The sequence below is a fragment of the Spirillospora sp. CA-294931 genome, assembly GCF_050946795.1.
Classification (GTDB): domain Bacteria; phylum Actinomycetota; class Actinomycetes; order Streptosporangiales; family Streptosporangiaceae; genus Spirillospora.
In genome coordinates this window covers 9055825-9072253 of sequence record NZ_CP192006.1, presented here as the reverse complement: position 1 = coordinate 9072253, position 16429 = coordinate 9055825, and the positions used below count along the sequence as shown (strand labels likewise).

Genomic DNA, 16429 nt, shown 5'->3' with positions numbered 1-16429 from the left:
CGCTGCCATCAGACGAGCTGGACCTCAATGCCCAGGCCGCGAAGGGCGTCGACGGTGGCCGCCGACGCCCCGGTGTCGGTCACCAGAACATCGATTCGGTCGAACGGAACCACGACCGCCATGGCCGTCCGGGCGAACTTCGTCGAGTCGGTGGCGAGGATGACACGACGGGACGCCGCGACGGCGGCGGACTTGACGGCGGCGTCCGCGAGGTCATAGGCGGTGACGCCGTGCTCGATCGAGGCACCGCAGCAGGTCAGGACGGCCGTGTCGAACCGCAGAGCGCGCAGGGCCGACTCGGCCAGCGGGCCACTGACACCGAGCTCGCCCGGACGGACCTCGCCGCCCGGCTGGATGAGCCGCGCGGACGCCGAGTTCGCCAGCGCGTTGGCGGCGTGCAACGACAGCGGCATAGCGGTGACACGGCGTCCGGCCAGCGCACGCGCCACTTCGAGGCCGGTCGTGCCGCTGTCGATCACCACGGCCTCGCCGTCCCGAATCAACCCGGCGACCGCCGCGCCAATGCGTCGTTTCTCCTCCACCTCCTCCAGCTCGCGAAGCGCGAACGGCGGCCCCTCACCCCGCGCCAGCAGGCTCACCGCGCCACCGCGCACCCGGCGCAGGAGCCCCTGGGCGGCCAGCTGCTCCAGATCGCGCCGGATCGTCATCTCGGACGTCCCAGCGGCCACGGCGAGATCACCCACACTCACCCGCTCGGCGTCCCGAAGCCGATCGATGATCACAGCCTGACGTTCCGCAAGATCCATATGTTCATACGAACAGATTCTCTGTTCATTTTCAAGCGCACCTCAAACCTGACGCAAAGGGTCCACACCGCGACGTCCCCGCATGACCCGGCGAGCTGCCCTCCGATCGCACGTACCGCACGTCCCAGAAGGACCAGACCTGCGGCGGATGTGGGCCCTCACGCCGACCAGGCAAGTTACCTGGTCGTAATCCACCCAAACGGGCTCTGTAGACTCGTCGCCGGTACGCCTGACCCCGATCCGAGGAGCGCCCACTCGTGGCTCTTGTCGTGCAGAAGTACGGTGGCTCCTCCGTCGCCGACGCCGAGTGCGTCAAGCGGGTCGCCCAGCGCATCGTCGCAACGAAGAAGGCGGGCAACGACGTCGTCGTCGTTGTGTCCGCCATGGGTGACACGACGGATGATCTCATCGATAAGGCCAAGCAGGTCAGCCCGCTGCCTCCGGCACGCGAGCTCGACATGCTGCTCACCGCCGGCGAGCGGATCTCCATGGCCCTGCTGGCCATGGCCATCGCCAACCTGGGCCACGAGGCCCGGTCGTTCACCGGCTCCCAGGCCGGCGTGATCACCGACGGCTCCCATGGCAAAGCCAAAATCATCGACGTGACGCCGGGACGGATCCGCACCGCGCTCGACGAGGGCTCGATCTGCATCGTCGCCGGGTTCCAGGGCGTCTCACAGAACACCAAAGACATCACCACCCTCGGCCGCGGCGGTTCCGACACCACCGCCGTGGCGCTCGCGGCGGCGCTGGACGGCGACGTCTGCGAGATCTACTCCGATGTGGACGGCGTCTTCACCGCCGACCCGCGCATCGTGAAGACCGCGCGTAAGATCCCCCGCATCTCCTACGAGGAGATGCTCGAGATGGCGGCGAGCGGAGCGAAGATCCTCCACCTGCGCTGCGTGGAGTACGCACGCCGCTACAACATTCCGATCCATGTGCGGTCCTCCTTCTCACAGAAGGAAGGGACGTGGGTGGTCGACAGCAGCGAGATCGAAGGGCAGGGCATGGAGCAGGCGATCATCTCCGGTGTGGCACACGACCGGAGCGAGGCCAAGATCACGGTGGTCGGGGTTCCCGACAAGGTCGGCGAGGCCGCCGGGATCTTCACGGCGCTCTCCGAGACCGAGATCAACCTCGACATGATCGTGCAGAACGTGTCGGCGGCCTCCACGGGCCGCACCGACATCTCCTTCACGCTCCCGTCGACCGACGGCCAGCTCGCGCTGACCGCCCTCAACAAGGTCAAGGAGGGCATCGGCTTCGAGTCCCTCCGCTACGACGACCGCATCGGCAAGGTCTCCCTCATCGGCGCCGGAATGCGCTCCCACCCCGGCGTCACGGCCCGCTTCTTCGGCGCCATCGCCGAGGCCGGCGTCAACATCGAGATGATCTCCACCTCCGAGATCCGCATCTCGGTCGTCGTGGCCCAGGACGACATCGACACCGCCGTGGCCGCCGCCCACCGAGCCTTCGACCTGGACGCCGAACAGGTAGAAGCCGTCGTCTACGGCGGCACCGGCCGCTAACCCTCAAGGGCGGCGGCCCTCAAGGGCCGCCGCCCGAACACACCCCTTCCCCACCCCCCACCCGCAGCCCCACACAGCCTCCCCGGCCAGACCCACTCCCGCCCCCACCCAGATACCCACGGGCTTAAGCTCCGCCCCTCCCGCTTCCGAACTCACGAACCCATGGGCCGCGCCAAACTCCGCGTCGCTCTAGACACACCCCCGCGTCCACTCCCGAGCACCCTTCACGCCGACGCCCCGCACCCACGCCACATCGGCACCCACGGCCCGCGCCCACACCCCGCACCGGTATCCAATCGTCCGGCCGGACGCTGCGACAACGCGACTTCGCGTCCAAGTTCGGAGTGTTGCTCCGCTTCCAGTGCCGCTGAGCCTCTGCACCCGGGGGCCCAGGCTTGCGCTCCCCTGGACGCCCTAGGCGCCCCCGCTACTCCGCGCCGGCCGTGCCCGGCCCCCTCGCCTGCGGGCGAGGCCGCGTCCCCGCTCTTTGAGTAGTCGCCCCTGAGGCATCCCGCCCCAGGAACCGTGCACCACCCCTCGGTCAGGCTTCCGCCTCGCCCGCGCGGGTGGCCAGGCCGTCGAGGATGAGGTCGAGTCCGTAGGAGAATTCGTCGGCGTAGGCGTAGCCGGGTTTCAGGGCATGCTCCGTCATCAACTCGGTGAGGTGCGGGTACTCGTCGGCGGGCATCTGCTGCTGGATGTTCTCGGCGACCGCTTCGAGTTCCTCGGACGTCGCGAAGGGCAGGCTCACCTCCTGCAGGGCGAACCCGTAGATGTAGCTGTCGAGCACCGAGAAGGCGTGCGCGGCCATCGCGACCGAGAATCCCGCCTGCCGGAGGCATCCGATCACCGCGTCATGGTGCCGCAGTGTCGCCGGACCCGGGTCGGCCCGCGAGTCCATCAGGCCGACGGCCCACGGATGCCGGACGAGGGCAGCCCGCGCCGAGACCGCGCGCTGGCGCATGGCCGTCCGCCAGTCGGTTCCCCTCGCCGGTAGTTCGATCTCGGCGAAGACGGCATCGACCATGCCGTCGAGGATCTCGCTCTTGTCCGCCACATGGTGGTAGAGCGACATCGACTCCACACCGAGCCTGTCGGCGATCTTTCGCATGGTCAGCGCCGCGATGCCCTCGTTGTCGGCGACGGTCACGGCGGCGGCCAGCAGGCGTTCCCTGCTCAGGGGCGTCCGGAACCCCGGGCCCGCTGCGGGCTCCTTGTCCAACTGAGAATTCCCTTGCTCGTCGTTGACAGCCTTACGGCATAAGATTACCTTACCCAATAAGGCAATCTTATGCGATAAGGTTGATCTTCTTCGGGAGGCGGGCGGCATGAAGCCAGCGGCAAAGCTCAGGATCTGTATCGTCGGAGCCTCGGGAAAGCTCGGGCAGTACATGATCCGGCACGCCCTCGACCGAGGGTACGAAGTGGTCGCCGTGTGCCGGGAGCGCAGTGTCGGCAAGCTGGAGCACTTCGCCGGGAGCATCGAGATCGTCCCCGGGCCGACCGACGATCCGGACGTGATCCGCCGCGCGGTTCGTGACTGCGACGGGGTGCTGACCGTCCTGGTCCCGTATGGCGTCCACCAGTATTCGACGGGTACGGCCCAGGCGGTGCTGGACCACGCCCCTCCCGGAGCGCGTCTGGTGTTCTCCTGCGGCTGGCACATCACCCGCGACGGCCAGGACGTGTACTCCCGCAAATTCACGCTGACCGTCAAGGCTGTGGCCTGGGCGGCCCGGCTCATCCGCTTCGTCGACCTCAACGACCAGGTGGAGGCATGCCGGCGAATCTTCGCCAGCGACACCCGCTGGACGGTCGTGCGAGGCAGTGACCTGGAGGAGGGGGCGAGCCAGGGACTCCCCGTATGGAGCAGGCACGTCGGAGACTCCGTTCTTGAGAGCAACCGCACCCGGCGCGTGGACTACGCGCTGTTCATGGTGGAAGCACTCTCGGACGACTCCCTCGTCCAGGAGGCCCCTGCCATAGTCGGCTGCCAAACACCCTCGGCCCTCGCCCACCCCGTCGGCCGCTGAGAGCCGGCAGGCGGTGGTCCAGGCACAGCGCCTCTTCCTCCGCCCGACGCGACCGCGCCCTTACCGGGTATCTGGGGGCGGGGGGAGGGTGGTGGATTTGGGGGCTGGGACGGGGGGTGGTTCGACCAACATGAACAAGATGGTCCTGTGGGCTTTAGGGTGGCAAGCGTGACCGAGTCCAAGGCCGTGAAGTCGGAGCAGACCCGTGCCGCGATCGTTCAGACCGCGTTGAGGCTCTTCCGTGATCGCGGGTACGAGGCGACGACCATGCGGGTCATCGCCAAGGAAGCCGGGGTGTCGGTCGGTAATGCCTACTATTACTTCGGCTCCAAAGAAGAGTTGATCCAGGCTTACTACGACGAGTTGCAGGACGAGCACATCAAGGCGTGCCGGGCGGTTCTCGACAGTGAGCGGGAATTCGCGCCTCGGTTGCTCGGGGTGCTCAAGGCGCGGGTCGACACGATGGTTCCGTACCACGAGTTCGCCGGGAAGTTCTTCAAGTTCGCCGCCGAGCCGACGTCGCCGCTCAATCCGTTCAGCGCGGAGTCCGGGCCCGCGCGGACGGCGGCCGTCGAGGTTTACCGCGAGGTCGTCGACGGGGCCAATCTGAAGATCGACGAGGAGTTCCGCAAGGAATTGCCCGAGCTGTTGTGGCTTTATTCGATGGGCATCGTCCTGTACTGGGTGCACGACAGTTCACCGGGGTGCCGCAAGACCTACCTGCTGGTCGATCGCACGGTGCCCCTGGTGAACCGGATGGTGTCGATGTCGCGCATCCCCGGCTTCAAGTCGGTGACGCGCGAGCTGGTCAGCATTATTCGTGAGGTTCGTGCCTGACCTCGTTACGCCATTCCCAGGTGGGTGAGGGCGAAGGTAATTTCGGCTTCCATTTGCTTGATGCGTTCCTCCACCACCAGTGAGCCGTGCCCGGCGTCGTAGCGGTAGACATCGTGGGTGTGGCCGTGGTCGGCGAGTGCGGCGAGGTAATTGTTGATCTGGCGGATGGGGCAGCGGGGGTCGTTCTCGCCCGCGAGGATCAGGACGGGCGCCCTGACCTGTTCCACATAGGTCAGCGGCGACGATTCGAGGTAGCGGGCCGGGACCTCGTCGGGCGAACCGCCGAACAGGGAGCGGTCGAACGCCTGGAGGCCCTCCATCTCGTCCTCGTAGGCGGCGACGTAGTCGGCCACGGGGACGGCGGCGACGCCGACGGACCAGGCGTCCGGCTGGGTGCCCAGGCCGAGGAGGGTGAGGTAGCCGCCCCAGGAGCCGCCCGTCAGGACGATCTTCTCCGGGTCGGCGAGGCCGGTGGCGACGCTCCAGTCGCGGACGGCCCTGATGTCGTCCAGTTCGGTGAGGCCAACGCGGCCCTCGATGGCGTCGCGCCATTCGGAGCCGTACCCGGTGGAGCCGCGGTAGTTGACGCGGACGACGGCGAATCCGTGGTCGATCCAGGCTGCCGCCGTCGGGACGAAGGAGTCGTCGTCCTGGGCGGTGGGGCCGCCGTGGACGTCGAAGACGACCGGGTAGGGGGCGGTCGCGCCCTCGGGCTTGCTGATCAGGGCGTGGACGCGTCCGCCCGGTCCCTCGACCCAGGCGTCCTCCACCGGGACCGACGGCGGGGCGGGCGGCCCCGGCGGGGTCAGCACGACCGAGCCGGACGTCGAGCGGATCACCGGCGGCGAGGCGGCTGACGACCAGGAGAACTCGACGGTCCCGTCGGGGCGGGCCGTGGCGCCGCCGAGCACGCCGCGGGGGGTGTCGATGCGGGTCAGGGCGCCGTCGCCGTCGAGGTCGAAGCGGTAGAGCTGGTCGCGTCCCTCGTGCGAGTGGGAGATCAGCAGGGCGGTGCCGTCGGGGTACCAGTCGGCGCTGATCTCGCCGGGCAGGTCGAGGACGATCTCGCGCTCGGTGCCCGCGACGGCGTCCCAGATCAGCAGCTCGTCGCGGCCGCGGCGCTCGTGGTTGACCAGCAGGCGCGCGTCGCCCGCGACGGGGGCGAATCCGGCGCCGTAGACGCCCTTGCCCGCGCCGTCCCAGAGGTCGCCGACCGTGGTGCCGTCCGGACGGACGACGCGCAGCGCCAGGTGGCGGCTGTCGCCGTGCTCGCTGTGGCCGATGGCGATCAGCGTCTCGTCGCGGGAGAGCGCGGCGATGTGGGCGTCCTCGGCGTGCTCGTAGAGCGTCTCGGGCGCGGCGCCGGGACGGCACAGGTGGACGGTGTTGCCCGCCTCGGTCGTCCGGCCGATGACCGCCAGGCCGCTGGACCCGAGGGCCAGGCCGGACGGGTACGACGGCTCCAGCGCGGGGACGGCCGGGACGCTCTCCCCGCCGTCGAACGGCGCGCGCATCCACACGCCGAACTCGTCGCCGTCGGTGTCGGAGAACCACCAGATGCTCTCGCCGTCGGGCGCGACGCCGCCCATCCAGGTGCCGTTCGGCCGGTCGGTGATCTGCCGCCGCTCGTCGGACGTCCGGTCCCAGGAGTAGATCTCCCACGTGCCGGTCACGTTCGACCTGTAGGTGCAGCGGTGCGGCGCGTTCCGTGCCCAGCCGGGCAGGCTCACGCGCGCGGCCCGGAAGCGTGCCTTCCAGCGTTCGTCATCGACCATGATCCCAGTATGGCGTCAGAGGTTCGGCGGGACGGAACCGTCCGACACTTCGGGGACCAGTCCGGGTGCGCTCTCGGAGGTGATCGAGCGCCGGTCGGGGTTCAGTTCGCGGTGGACGCCGCGCGCGACCCGTTCGATCGTCCCGATGCCGTACTTCATGGTCGGCGTGTCCTGGGTGAGCACGACGATCATGTAGCCGCGGCCGAAGGCGCCGATGCTGTGGACGCGCCAATAGCGTCCCTTACGGGGGAGCCATCCGTTCTTGACGTGCCAGCGGACCCCGCCGGGACGTCCCGCCGGGGTGCCCCAGCGCTGGGACGGGATGACCCGGTTCATCAGGGCCAGCGCGTAGGCGCGCCCCTTGTCGCTCAGCACCCGGTTTGGCCCGGTGAACAGGCCCAGCAGCCTGACCTGGTCGGACGCGGTGATCTGCGTCAGTCCCCAGTAGCCGCCGGGCCCGAGCCGGGTGCGCCTCATCCCGGCGAGGTTGAGGAAGCGCTGCATGCGCGTGCGTCCGAGCGAGCGCCACAGGCTGGACGCGGCGCCGTTGTCCGAGCGCGTGATCATCTTGTGGGTCAGGGCCTTCTCGGTCCTGGTCAGCGCGCGGTGCTTCTCGCCCGCGCGGCGGAGGGTCGCGCCGAGGATCGTGGCCTTGATGACGCTCGCGGAGTCATAGCGGCGGGCCGAGGCGACGCCGCAGGTGATGCCGCGCCGACGGTCGTACACCGCGACGGACTCGGTGCCGCGCCGTCCCCGCAGCGCCGCCTGGATCGCGACGCCGACGCGCCTGGCGATACGGGGGTTGGCGGACGACCTGCAGATCGACGGGCCCGCGGCGGCGGGCCGGGGCCCCGCGTCGGAGGAGAGGATCGGCAGGCCGTCGGCGAAGGCCGCCGGTGTGACCGCGCCCGCTGCCAACGTCATCACGAGCACTGTCTGGACGATTGACCTTCGCATGGGGCCACCGTAATTCGAACCCCGTTGATCAACTGCCGATTACCGGTAACGACTCGCCGTCATGGTTATCCACAGCCTGTGGATCAGGAGGAGGTGAGCCGGCCGAGCACCTTGTCGATCTCGGCCCGGACCCGGCGGTCCATGGCCCGCGCGAAGCCCGCCTCGACGGCCACCTGGGCGCCCGGACGAAGCTCGGCGAGGGTGCGGGTCAGCTCGTCCAGGTCCTGGTCGTGGATGCGCCCCACCACATGCGTCGTGATCATCTCGACGAAGACGGCGGCGAGCTCGTCCAGGCCCCGCTGCACCTGGCGCCCGGCGGCCAGGACCTCCGCGAGCGGCACGCCCGCCCGCACCAGCGCGACCGACGCGTCCAGCTGGCGGCGGCTCCAGTGCGTGACCTGATCGCCGTCCATCTGGAGGATTCCCAGCTCGACGGCCTGTTTCAGCGACTCCTGATCGACCTCGCCGGGGAACAGCTCGGCCAGCTCGCCCAGCGACATCGTCACCGGCGTCTCGTGCGACCAGGGCGTCGTGACGGCCTTCTCGACGCCGAGGACCGCCCCGATGTCGCGTCCCTGCTCCCACGCCGACAGCAGCTCCCTGATGCCCTCAAGGGTGTGCCCTCGATCGAGCAGGCTGCCGATCATCCGCAGCCGGGCCAGATGATCTTCGGAGTAGAGGCCGATCCGGCCCACGCGCCGCGGCGGCGGCAGCAGCTTGCGCTCCTGGTAGTAGCGCAGCGTCCGGACGGGAACGCCCGTGGCGGCGGCGAGTTCGCCGATGCGGTACTCGCGGCTCTCGGCGGGATCGTCGCTCACGGCGGCAAGCATAGTTCGCCCACCGAGGTTCGAGCGTGCCCGGAGGGCCGTCCTGGGTTAATCTCAGCCGGTCACACGCTATTCACTCTCCGCAGAGAGGCCGATCATGTCGAAGACTCCATCCGCCGTGCTGGCGGCGGCCGTCCTGGCCGCCGGACTCGGCATGGCGGGGTGCGGCGGCGAGGACCGCTGGTGTGAACACGACGCCACCGACACCCGGGTGAGCGACAGCTACTGCAAGAAGAACACTCCCGGGTACGAGTGGGAGTCAGGCGACCACAAGAAGCACAAGAAGAAGAAAAAGCGCAGCTGACGCTAGGTCACGCGCCTCAGGCTCATGGTCTTGCGTGTTCGACGACGGCTCGTGCTTCCCTGACGCTCATCGACCTCGTCGGCGAGCAACTGCGCGAGGCTGCGCGGAACGATCGTCTCGGGCTTCTCGCTGTACGGCGAACGCATGTCGAAATCTCCTCGGGGGTTCTCAGGCGGCCGGGGCGGGGGCGAACGAGGCGTCCGAGACGGTGCTGAGCGCCCAGCGCATCCTGGCCGCGTAGGTCTCGGGGTGGTCGCCCGCTTCCTGGGCGACGAAGGCGGCACAGGCCGTCCGGTCGCCGCCGCAGGCGCACAGGCACTCGTCGATCGCCGAGCGGACCTGCTCGGGCGACGGGTGGTCGGACGCCTGCAGCGGGGTGACGAAGAGGATCTGCGCCAACTCGGTGGCGCTCATCGAGGTGAGGCTCAGCGTGGTCGACATGGTCTGCCTTCTTCCTTCGGATGGGGTCCCTTCCCCCTGCTGCTAGTTATGACTCTGCCGACCGCGCGAAGTCATCGCCATCAGGGAAAGCCCCCATACGAGGTGGGGTCGCACCGGGTAAGACCCGTAGACCTAGGTCCACCCAGCTAGGGGTTACTTAGGAGAACAGCCCTCTGAGCAGCCCTGTTCCAAAACCGCACACCCGCGAGTGCTCCCCAGACCCATCCGTCCCCGGGGCCCCAGAACCACCGCGCGCCCCTTTGACCCCTCGCGCCTAGCTGGCGGGGACCTGGGCGAGATCGATGACGGTTTCCCTGCCCTCCGCGTCCCGAAGGACGAGAAGCGCATCGGCGTCCTGGCCGTCCATGGACGTGCCAACAAGGACGCTCTGGCCGTCCCCCAGGGCGGCGGCGCCTCCGAGGCGCTTGCCCTTGGGCCACTTCACCTTGGGAGGACGCGGTGCGGCCGCGGCCCTGGGCGGGGCGTCGGCCTTGCTCCAGGTGCGTCCGCCGTCCACCGAACGCCAACCCACGGGGCGCTTGTTGGGGCTGCGCCGATCGGGGTGCTTGACCCGCGTCCCGTGGAGCGAGATCTCGTTGCCATCGAGGACGAGCTGCGTCAGTTGTAGCGATCCACTGCTGCCCGGAAGCTTCAGCTGCTCGGCGTTCTTGCGCTCCCAGCGAGTGCCATCGGGGGACGTCCACAGCACCGGGTCCTTGCCCTCGGTGCCGACAGCCACGAGCCCCCCGGGGGACGCGGCCACCGCGCTGACACGGTCCTGCGCCGTGAACGCCTCGGCACCGGCGGCCTTCCACCGGACCCCGTCACGGCTGCTCCACGCGGCGGGCTTCCCACCCGCGTCGCCGAGCGCCAACCAGGCCCCCGCCGAACCCACGACCGTCTTGGGCCGCGCCCCAGCCGCCTTGTCGACGGCGGCCGCCTTCCACGTCCGTCCGGCGTCGTTCGACACGAGGAACTGCGTCCGATACCCGGCGGGATCCGCTTCGCCCCCAGCCGCCACCACCGTCTGCCCGGCCACCGCGACCGCGTTGAGCTCCTGGTCACGCGCCTGGCTCGGATCGACGTCCGTGAGCACCCCGAGCTTGGCCGGAGCGCTGGGCGTACTGGACGCCTGAGGCGCCGCACCCTTCGGAACGCTGGGACTCGCGGCTTCGTCGTCCCCTCCGGACACCACCACGAACCCCACACCGCCCACCGCGACCAGCGCGGCCCCGACGATCACCCCTGCCAGCAGCCCCCGCGCGCCCCGCTTCTCCTCACGTCGAGGCGCCACGGCCGGAAGCTGCGGCTGAGGCGCGGTCGGCCCCGCCACCGGCAGTTGCCCCACCCCCGGGAACGGCTCCTGACCGGGGACAGACGGCCCCACAGGCCCACGAACCTGAGGCTGCGGCGCCGTAGGACCCGCCACGGGCACCGGAGGCGGCTTCGGCTGATAAACGGGCCCCGGTATCTGAGGCTGCGGCGCCGTCGGCCCCGCCACCCCCTCCGGCCGCTGAGGCTCAACAGCCGGGGCCTGAGACCGAGAGATCGGCTGCGTATCCGAAACGGGCGGCGCCGCAGCCAGCGGCGCGACCTTCACGTCCTCGAACTCGTGATCGACCCTCAACGGCTCCCGCAACGAAGCCCGCCGCCGAGGCGCCTTCTTCGGCACCGCCGAGGAGTAGACAACCTCACCGCCCCCGTCCTGCCCCTCCTCCACCAACCCCCAACGCCCACCAGCCAAACCCACACCCGCGTCCGCACCTACACCCACGTCCGGGCCCACACCCGCGTCTGTGCTCACGTCCGCGCCCATGCCGAGGCCCGCGTCCTCACCCGTGTCCGTGCCGACACCCGCGTCCATGCTCGCGTCCGCGACCGGGGGTGCGTTGGTGGCGGGGATGGGGGTTTTGGGGGCGGGCTCGCCGCCTGGCGACTCTGCGCGTTCTTCGTCTTGCTCCCGGGGGACGATTCCCGTCGTCGCGCTGCCCGTGGCGTCGTCCGCCTCGGCCCACCAGCCGGTGGTGAGAGAGCTGGGGGGAGCCTCGATCGGGTCCTTGGTGAGTGCGTCGTCGACGACGGGTGGCGTCGATTCGGGCTGCGAGCGCCAGCGGGCGCCCGCTGGACGCGGCTCGTCCGCCGGGGGTGAGGGGGCCTCCTGGGCGGGCTGGGGCGACCAGCGCGGGCCTGGCGACGGCGACTGCTCGTCGCCGCCAGGCGGGGGCGACGTCCAAGGCGGAGGGGGAGGTGGCGTGGGACGAGCGGCGGCCGCGGTCACCACGGTGTCGCGGGGCGGAGACGACTTGGGGCCGGCCCCGAAGCTCATGGGCGGCGCAAGCGGAGGCCCGGCAGGACGTGGTGCGCCCTCATGCGTCTCGGCTTCAGCGCTTTGAGGCGAGGCGTCGCCCTGTTCTGGCGCTGGTTCGGGGAGCCAGGGGGTTTCTGGGAGGTGGGGTTGGGTTTCGCCCGGGGGCTCGTCCGGCTGGGTGAGGGAGTCGTCCAGCCATGGTGGGGGTGGGAGTTCCGGGGGCGCGGTTTCGTCAGTCGGCTCCGGGGGACGGCCGTCGTCGGCGTCCCGTCGCTTGTCGAGCGTCACAGCCTCTCCAGCTAGCCGGAGCCTCACCGGCCTCATACGGACTCACCAGCAGATATCAGGAGAGTAAAGCACAAGGGGGCCGTACCGCCGCAGGTGATCAGGAGGGGCGGGTGGAGTCCAGGTAGTCGACGCAGCGTTCCAGGAGGGACGTGAGGGTCTGGCGTTCCTCGGCGGTGAACTGGGCGGACAGGCCCCGCTCGACGCGGACGGCGTGGACGTCGGCGGACGTCAGGAGTTCCTGGCCGGCCGCGGTGAGGCGAGTCTCCAGGACGTTGCGGTGCCATTCGTGGCGGGTGCGTTCGATGAGGCCGCGTTCCTGGAGGTTCTTCAGGACGGTCGTCATGGTCGGTGCGGTGACGCCGCAGGCGCGGGCCAGGGCGGCGGCGGACATGCCGGGCTTCTCTTCCAGCCAGAGCAGGGCCGCGTATTGGGGGACGGTCAGGCCCGCGGGTTTGAGCGAGGTGGCCTTGGCGGCCATGAGGGCTTGCTCGGCGCGCTTGAGGTAGGAGCCCAGGCGCTCTCCGACGGGCATCGACGTCATCTTCGCATCGTAAACGCCTTGACCATGATTAGAGTTCTAACTATGTTATGGATTCGAGTGATTCAATGAATACAACTCAATGAAAGGGGCGTTATGCCTCGCGTTCTCCGGTCGGTGGCGCTCGCCGCGGCGCTGGCCCTGGTCCCCCTCGCTCCGGCCCACGCTGACTCCCCGGTCTCGGTCGCCCACGTCCTCCCCGGGGAGAAGGTGTACCCGGAGGGGATCGCGCTCGACGGGCGCACCGGCGACCTCTACGCCGGGTCCTACAACGACGGCACGGTGTTCAAGATGACGCCGGGACGTCGTGTCGCCGAGATCTTCCTGCCCTCGGGGACGGACGGCCGCCGCACAGCCAACGGGCTCAAGGTGGACGCCGCCGGACGCCTCTGGGTGACCGACTCCACGACGGGTGTCTCGGTGTATGAGACGCGCTCCAAGCGTCTGCTGGCGCGTTTCGATGTCCCGGGGACGGCCGGACGGTTCGTCAACGACCTGGCGATCGCCCCGGACGGCACCGCCTACCTGACCGACAGCGTCCGCGCCGTGATCTACAAGGTGACCCGGAAGGAGGTGGCGAAGGGCGGACGTGCCGCACTGACCCCCTGGCTCGACCTCAAGCCCGTCCTGGAGCCGCACAAGCCGGACGCGTTCACCCTGAACGGCATCGTCGCCGACCCGTCCGGCCGGTTTCTGATCACGGCCGACATGACCGGCGGCGACCTGTACCGCGTGGACGTCGCCACCGGGGCCATCCACAAGATCGCGCTGCGGGGCGGGGACGCGGCGATGGCCGACGGCCTGGAAGTGGCGAACGGGCGGCTCTGGATCGTCCACAATGTGGACGATCGCATCAGCCGCTGGCGGCTCTCGCGGGACGGCCGGAGCGCGCGGGTCGTGCGCCAGGTGACCGACGAGGCGCTCCAGCTCCCGACCACGCTGGTGCGCAGGAACGGTGTCCTGTACGTGGTGCGTTCGCAGTTCGACAAGGGTGGTCCGATGGGGCCGGGAACCCCGGAGATCCCCTTCACGATCGCGGCGGTCCGGGGGATCTGATCGGGTGATCGGCGGGTCTTGACGCCCCGATCGTGCCCTGTTTGACTGCGCCATGATCGTTCGTGCTCGTTCGACGGGGGTTACCGACGGGAGTACGCATGGCGTGGCGAGCAGTGGCCCGAATTGTTGTGATTTCCATGGCGGCGTCCCCGGGACTGGCCGTCCTTTCCGGGCCCGCCGCCGCGGCGCCCCTTCCCCAGGTGTGGCCCATGCCGCAGCAGCAGCAGGCCCGCACCGACGGGTTCGATCTGCCGGAGACCGTCGGCCTCGTCCGCGCCACCGACGCGGACGAGGCCGCGGCGCGGCTGGTCAGGTCGGCGCTGACCCGGGCCGGGGTCAAGGAGATCAAGGAGACCGGCGGCGCCGATCCCGGGACGCCGGTCACGGTCTGGCTCGGGTCCGGCGACCCCGCGCTCGACGGCCTCAAGGTGAAGAACGCCGAGGGCCTGGCCGCCGAGGGGTACGTGCTCGCGGCGGGCAGGGCCGGGAAGCGCGCGCACATCGTCCTGGACGGTGTGGACGCCGACGGCACCTACTACGCCGCCACGTCCTTCCAGCAGGTCGTCCGTGGACGCCGCGTCCCCGGCGTGGCCATCAGGGACTGGCCGAGCATGCGGTACCGCGGCCTGATCGAGGGGTTCTACGGGACGCCGTGGAGCCACGAGGGACGGCTCGACCTGATCGACTACCTCGGCGCCCACAAGATGAACACCTTCGAGTACGCGCCGAAGGACGACCCCTACCACCGCGAGAAATGGCGCGAGCCCTACCCGGCGGACAAGCTCGCCCAGCTCGGTGAGCTGGTCGGACGCGCCAAGGCCAACCGCGTCGACTTCACCTTCGCGCTCTCGCCCGGCCTGTCGATCTGCTACTCGTCCGACGCCGACCTCAAGGCGCTCACCGACAAGTTCGAGTCGATGTACGCGCTCGGCGTCCGGTCGTTCAACGTGCCCTTCGACGACATCGACTACGGCAAGTGGAACTGCGAGGCCGACCCGGCCAGATTCGGGACGGGAGGCGCCGGGGCGGGCAAGGCCCAGGCGCACGTGCTCAACAAGGTCCAGGCGTGGGTGCGGTCCAAGGGGGACGTGGCCAAGCTGCAGATGGTCCCGACCGAGTACTACAACGTCACCGAGACGGGCTACAAGAAGGCCCTGCGCGACGAGCTCGACCCCGAGGTCATCGTCCACTGGACGGGCATCGGCGTCATCCCCACCACGATCACCAAGGAGCAGGCGGCCGAGGCCAGGCGGGTCTTCGGCCACGAGATCCTGGTCTGGGACAACTACCCGGTCAACGACTACATCCCGGGACGCCTCCCGCTGGCCGACTTCAGCGGACGCGAGAACGGCATCTCCCAGCACTTGGCCGGTCTGATCTCCAACCCCGCCAACCAGGCCGCGGTGAGCAAGATCGGTCTGTTCTCCGCCGCCGATCTGGCCTGGAACAACACCGCCTACGACGCCCGCCGGTCCTGGCTCGCGGCGCTGGACGAGCGGGCCGGTGGCGACCGCAAGACCGCCGCCGCCCTGCGGACGTTCGCCGATCTGAACACCTACGACGGCACCCTCCACAAACGTCAGTCCCCCGAACTGGCCGAGGCGGCGGCGGCCTTCTGGAGGCTCTGGAACGCCGGCGACCACGACGGCGCGATCGACGGCCTGAAGGACGACGCCCGCGCCGTCACCACCGCGCCCGCGCGCATCCGCACGGGTGTCACCGACCCGAAGTTCGCCGCCGAGGCGCGGGTCTGGCTGGAGGCCACCGAGCTGTGGGGACGTGCCCTCACCGCCGCGCTCGACATGCTCGCCGCCCAGGCCGCGGGCGACGGGGCCGGGGCGTGGAAGCAGCGCCGCCTGATCGACCCCCTGGTCGCCAAAGCGCGCGCGCTGCGCGACACCACCGAGCCGCACAGCAGGAGCGCCCCGAGGATCGGCGACGGCGTTCTCGACCGCTTCATCGACGACGCCAAGGCGGCCAACAACGCCTGGCTCGGCATCCCGGGTGCGGCCAAGGCGACGTCCAGCATGGGCACCCATGCCGACAACGAGCCGTCCCGCATGATCGACGGCGACCCGTCCACGTACTACTACAGCAACGGCGCGCCCGCCGCCGGTGACCATTTCGGCGTCGACCTCGGCTCGCCGCGCGAGATCGGCGACATCGCCGTCCTGATGACCAAGCCCGGCAGCCCCAACGACTACCTGAAGTCGGGGACGCTGGAGTACTCCTCCGACGGGACGTCCTGGACGGCCCTCGCCCAGGGCTCCACCCCCGAGGTCAGGGCCACGGCCCCGGCCGGGACCAGGGCACGCTACGTCCGTTACCGCGCCACGGCCGCCAACCAGGGGTTCTGGGTGGTGGTCCGCGAGTTCAGCGTCCAGACCAGGGACGGCGCCACCTTCACCGTGACCGGAACCCCCGCCCCCGCGCAGGGTTCCGCCCTGAGATCGGCCGCCGACGGTGACGCCGACTCCGTCTACGCCGCCGGTTCGGCTCCCCGCCCGGGCGACGCGCTCGTGGTGACCGCCGCCGCGTCCCGTCCGGTCAGGGAGGTCACCGTCCTGCAGCACGAGCCGGCCGCCCGGGCCGAGGTCCAGGTCAGGACGGACGGCGTCTGGCGGACGGTCGGCACCCTGCGCGCCGCCCACGCCCGGTTCCCCGTCGGCGAGAGCGTCGACGCCGTCCGGCTGCTGTGGACGTCCGGCTCCCCGGCTCCGGCCATCGCCGAGGTCATCGTCCGCTGAGGGGGAGGGAGGCCCCGGC

Annotated in this window: 15 protein-coding genes; 6 read left to right on the top strand and 9 right to left on the bottom strand. The window is 70.0% G+C overall.

The window, feature by feature from the left end:
* Positions 1-8: 8 nt before the first annotated feature.
* On the bottom strand, positions 9-743 hold the full coding sequence (locus tag ACQPY4_RS41145) for a DeoR/GlpR family DNA-binding transcription regulator (RefSeq protein ID WP_433330747.1): 735 nt from the start codon (positions 741-743) through the stop codon (positions 9-11).
* Positions 744-1024: 281 nt separating this feature from the next.
* On the opposite strand from ACQPY4_RS41145, the gene ACQPY4_RS41140 reads away from it, so the two are divergent.
* Positions 1025-2299: an aspartate kinase gene (locus tag ACQPY4_RS41140; protein ID WP_433330745.1), complete on the top strand. Its 1275-nt coding sequence runs from the start codon at positions 1025-1027 to the stop codon at positions 2297-2299.
* Positions 2300-2840: 541 nt separating this feature from the next.
* On the opposite strand, the gene ACQPY4_RS41135 is transcribed toward ACQPY4_RS41140, so the two are convergent.
* Positions 2841-3521, bottom strand: coding sequence for a TetR/AcrR family transcriptional regulator (locus ACQPY4_RS41135; protein ID WP_433330743.1), 681 nt, complete (start codon positions 3519-3521; stop codon positions 2841-2843).
* Positions 3522-3627: 106 nt separating this feature from the next.
* On the opposite strand from ACQPY4_RS41135, the gene ACQPY4_RS41130 reads away from it, so the two are divergent.
* Positions 3628-4332: an NAD(P)-dependent oxidoreductase gene (locus ACQPY4_RS41130; protein WP_433330741.1), complete on the top strand. Its 705-nt coding sequence runs from the start codon at positions 3628-3630 to the stop codon at positions 4330-4332.
* A gap of 168 nt (positions 4333-4500) precedes the next feature.
* A complete protein-coding gene (locus ACQPY4_RS41125) occupies positions 4501-5169 on the top strand; it encodes a TetR/AcrR family transcriptional regulator (protein ID WP_433330739.1) in 669 nt (222 codons plus the stop codon).
* A 5-nt stretch (positions 5170-5174) separates the two neighbouring features.
* Here ACQPY4_RS41125 and ACQPY4_RS41120 read toward each other — a convergent pair whose 3' ends face one another.
* The 3 genes from ACQPY4_RS41120 to ACQPY4_RS41110 form a co-directional block, all read right to left on the bottom strand.
* A complete protein-coding gene (locus tag ACQPY4_RS41120; protein WP_433330737.1) occupies positions 5175-6944 on the bottom strand; it encodes a prolyl oligopeptidase family serine peptidase in 1770 nt (589 codons plus the stop codon).
* A gap of 15 nt (positions 6945-6959) precedes the next feature.
* Positions 6960-7868, bottom strand: coding sequence for a serine hydrolase (locus ACQPY4_RS41115; protein WP_433330735.1), 909 nt, complete (start codon positions 7866-7868; stop codon positions 6960-6962).
* Positions 7869-7984: 116 nt separating this feature from the next.
* A complete protein-coding gene (locus ACQPY4_RS41110) occupies positions 7985-8719 on the bottom strand; it encodes a MerR family transcriptional regulator (RefSeq protein ID WP_433330733.1) in 735 nt (244 codons plus the stop codon).
* Positions 8720-8825: 106 nt separating this feature from the next.
* On the opposite strand from ACQPY4_RS41110, the gene ACQPY4_RS41105 reads away from it, so the two are divergent.
* Positions 8826-9032 (top strand): hypothetical protein, encoded by a 207-nt coding sequence (locus ACQPY4_RS41105; protein WP_433330731.1) that lies wholly within the window; start codon positions 8826-8828, stop codon positions 9030-9032.
* Positions 9033-9034: 2 nt separating this feature from the next.
* Here the strand turns inward: ACQPY4_RS41105 and ACQPY4_RS41100 are convergent, their stop codons facing one another.
* The 4 genes from ACQPY4_RS41100 to ACQPY4_RS41085 all read right to left on the bottom strand — a co-directional run bounded on the left by ACQPY4_RS41100 (position 9035) and on the right by ACQPY4_RS41085 (position 12610).
* Positions 9035-9178: a hypothetical protein gene (locus tag ACQPY4_RS41100; RefSeq protein WP_433330729.1), complete on the bottom strand. Its 144-nt coding sequence runs from the start codon at positions 9176-9178 to the stop codon at positions 9035-9037.
* Between the two features lie 22 nt (positions 9179-9200).
* Positions 9201-9473, bottom strand: a complete 273-nt coding sequence (locus ACQPY4_RS41095; protein ID WP_433330727.1) for a hypothetical protein — start codon at positions 9471-9473, stop codon at positions 9201-9203.
* 274 nt (positions 9474-9747) lie between these two features.
* Complete coding sequence (locus ACQPY4_RS41090) at positions 9748-10767, bottom strand: hypothetical protein (RefSeq protein WP_433330725.1); 1020 nt, start codon at positions 10765-10767, stop codon at positions 9748-9750.
* 1399 nt (positions 10768-12166) lie between these two features.
* Complete coding sequence (locus ACQPY4_RS41085) at positions 12167-12610, bottom strand: MarR family winged helix-turn-helix transcriptional regulator (RefSeq protein WP_433330723.1); 444 nt, start codon at positions 12608-12610, stop codon at positions 12167-12169.
* Positions 12611-12703: 93 nt separating this feature from the next.
* Between ACQPY4_RS41085 and ACQPY4_RS41080 the strand changes: the two genes are divergently transcribed.
* Positions 12704-13663 carry an SMP-30/gluconolactonase/LRE family protein gene (locus tag ACQPY4_RS41080; protein WP_433330721.1) on the top strand — a complete coding sequence of 320 codons (960 nt, stop codon included), beginning with the start codon at positions 12704-12706 and terminating at the stop codon, positions 13661-13663.
* 137 nt (positions 13664-13800) lie between these two features.
* Positions 13801-16410 carry a beta-N-acetylglucosaminidase domain-containing protein gene (locus tag ACQPY4_RS41075; RefSeq protein WP_433330719.1) on the top strand — a complete coding sequence of 870 codons (2610 nt, stop codon included), beginning with the start codon at positions 13801-13803 and terminating at the stop codon, positions 16408-16410.
* Positions 16411-16429: the final 19 nt, after the last annotated feature.

Coding starts and splice junctions, on each gene's coding strand:
- ACQPY4_RS41130 (WP_433330741.1), top strand. CDS start 3,628: ATGAAGCCAGCGGCAAAGCTCAGGATCTGTATCGTCGGAGCCTCGGGA.
- ACQPY4_RS41120 (WP_433330737.1), bottom strand. CDS start 6,944: ATGGTCGATGACGAACGCTGGAAGGCACGCTTCCGGGCCGCGCGCGTG.
- ACQPY4_RS41115 (WP_433330735.1), bottom strand. CDS start 7,868: ATGACGTTGGCAGCGGGCGCGGTCACACCGGCGGCCTTCGCCGACGGC.
- ACQPY4_RS41105 (WP_433330731.1), top strand. CDS start 8,826: ATGTCGAAGACTCCATCCGCCGTGCTGGCGGCGGCCGTCCTGGCCGCC.
- ACQPY4_RS41100 (WP_433330729.1), bottom strand. CDS start 9,178: ATGCGTTCGCCGTACAGCGAGAAGCCCGAGACGATCGTTCCGCGCAGC.
- ACQPY4_RS41095 (WP_433330727.1), bottom strand. CDS start 9,473: ATGTCGACCACGCTGAGCCTCACCTCGATGAGCGCCACCGAGTTGGCG.
- ACQPY4_RS41085 (WP_433330723.1), bottom strand. CDS start 12,610: ATGACGTCGATGCCCGTCGGAGAGCGCCTGGGCTCCTACCTCAAGCGC.
- ACQPY4_RS41080 (WP_433330721.1), top strand. CDS start 12,704: ATGCCTCGCGTTCTCCGGTCGGTGGCGCTCGCCGCGGCGCTGGCCCTG.
- ACQPY4_RS41075 (WP_433330719.1), top strand. CDS start 13,801: ATGGCGGCGTCCCCGGGACTGGCCGTCCTTTCCGGGCCCGCCGCCGCG.